Source organism: Mesoflavibacter sp. CH_XMU1422-2 (assembly GCF_037029245.1).
GTDB classification, from domain to species: domain Bacteria; phylum Bacteroidota; class Bacteroidia; order Flavobacteriales; family Flavobacteriaceae; genus Mesoflavibacter; species Mesoflavibacter zeaxanthinifaciens.
The window spans coordinates 1-2,044 of sequence record NZ_JAYMEE010000021.1 but is presented as its reverse complement, the minus strand read 5'-3'; the positions used below and the strand labels follow the sequence as shown (position 1 = coordinate 2,044).

At 31.6% G+C, this 2,044-nt stretch carries 2 protein-coding genes; both read left to right on the top strand.

The window, feature by feature from the left end; translation table 11 throughout:
• Positions 1-109 precede the first annotated feature (109 nt).
• Positions 110-1,030: a hypothetical protein gene (locus WA340_RS03750; RefSeq protein WP_336127334.1), complete on the top strand. Its 921-nt coding sequence runs from the start codon at positions 110-112 to the stop codon at positions 1,028-1,030.
• A gap of 164 nt (positions 1,031-1,194) precedes the next feature.
• Positions 1,195-1,947, top strand: coding sequence for a hypothetical protein (locus WA340_RS03745; protein ID WP_336127332.1), 753 nt, complete (start codon positions 1,195-1,197; stop codon positions 1,945-1,947).
• The last annotated feature ends 97 nt before the right edge of the window (positions 1,948-2,044 follow it).

Genomic DNA, 2,044 nt, shown 5'->3' with positions numbered 1-2,044 from the left:
AATTCCTTCGGAATTTTCTCGCGTTCGTTTTTGTTTACTAAATTAGTTGCTTAAACACGCAACTAACCATACACAAAACCGTTGGGCACAATTAACAAAAAACGAACGAATGAACAGAATATTAGCCTTTTTAATTACAATTTTACTATTTGGAATGGGCAAATTATCAGCTCAAAATTACCTGAATTACTACGAAAAAATAAACGAAGCCGAAATAGCAACTCTTGATAAGAATTTTAAAAATTCAGACTCACTATATCAAATTGCTTTTGGACTTGTGGACAAACCATTTAAAGATGATTACTTATTAGCTTCTATTAATTCCGAAAAACTAAATGACCATCAAAGAACATACGAATATCTAAAAAAAGGGATTTTAGTTGGTTTAACGGAAAAAAGAATAAAAAAAGAACTTTCAGAATTTAAAAAATCTGACAAATGGAAATCTTTAAGAAAAGAATATGATTCATTGCGAGAAAAATATCTAAAATCATTAAACTTAACTTTAAGAAAAGAGCTTATAGAAATGGTTGACAAAGACCAAGCTTCAAGACATCCTATTTTTGGTAGTTGGAAAAAATCAAAGAAAGTTGATAGTTATAATTATAAAAGGCTATTAGAAATTATAAAAGAGAATAATGGAAAATGGCCAGATAGATTTATAATTGGAGACGGAAATGAAAACGGAAAGTATTCATTCGGAGAAATAACCATTATGTTACATCATTTTTCAAAAGACGAAGTATTGAATTTAAAACCGTATTTAATCGATGCAATTCTCACTGGAGGTTTATCACCATATAATGTGGTTTATCCATTAGACTATACAAACAAAAAAACAATTGGACAAATAGGCAAATTTGTTGATAGTTGTTACTATTTAGGTGCATATTTGAGTTCGAATGGAAATAAAGCAGTTATTTGTGATTGCAAAAAGGCAGAAAAAGAGCGAAAGAAAATTGGACTGGAACCATTGGACGATTATTTTAGAAAAAGGAATTCGACCTACGATTGTTATGAACAAAAATAACTGTGCCCAACACCGTGTATAATTAATTGCTAGGTTCTTCCCTACTTGCGAAAATTCCTGCGGAATTTTCACGGGTTCGTAAAAGTTTGCTAACTTAGTTGCTTAACCACGCAACTAACCATACACAAACACGTTGGGCATAATATTGACAAACAAAACGCATAATGAATTTAGAAGAATTTAAAATTTGGTTAGACGAAGAAAATGGAAGTGATTTTCGAACTATACAAAGCCGAATTTCAAATTGTAGGACTGTCGAAAACTACGAAGGCGATTTGGACGAGCATTATGCTAAAGACAATGGACTTTCTCTTTTGGAACGTTTAAGTTATTCAACCGAGGACCAAAGAAATGACTTGCCAGCAAAACATAAAATTCCGATAAATGGAAATATAAGAACTGGTTCAGCAACTTTAAAACAAGCCGTAAAATTATATATGACTTACAGAAGTTCAAACTTTGAACCAAGTGAAAACTCGAATAAGTCATTTGACATAAAGCAATCTCTTGAGGAAGAAATAGACAACATAGAAACTTGGACTAACTTCAGTTATGAAAAGGACTTGAAAAATTCTATGGTTTCTCAAATCAATGAGCTGTTTCCCGACTACAAAATATTTGGAGAAAACAACGAAGGAGTTGAATATCTGATTGGCGGAAAAAGAATTGACATACTTCTCGAAAAACTAAATGGAGAATTATTAGTTATCGAGCTAAAATCTGGAATTGCCAACTACAAAGTTTTCGGACAAATTTCAATGTACATTGGTTTGTTAATGGACAAATTTCCTGACCGAAAAATCAACGGATTTATAATCGCTGGAGAAATGGACGACACTTTAAAAAACGCCATTAGAACGACAGATAGAATAGGGATGAAAACATATAAAATGAAACTGGAATTGAATGACGAATAAAAAAATACTATGCCCAACAAAGAACTGAGGCAATAAACAAGTAAAATATTAATTATTTATTGCTAGAGTACTTCTATGTTCACCATTGTAAGGCACC

What these genes read in the sequence shown, in the direction of transcription:
- WA340_RS03750 (WP_336127334.1), top strand. Translation starts at nt 110, where the DNA reads ATGAACAGAATATTAGCCTTTTTAATTACAATTTTACTATTTGGAATG.
- WA340_RS03745 (WP_336127332.1), top strand. Translation starts at nt 1,195, where the DNA reads ATGAATTTAGAAGAATTTAAAATTTGGTTAGACGAAGAAAATGGAAGT.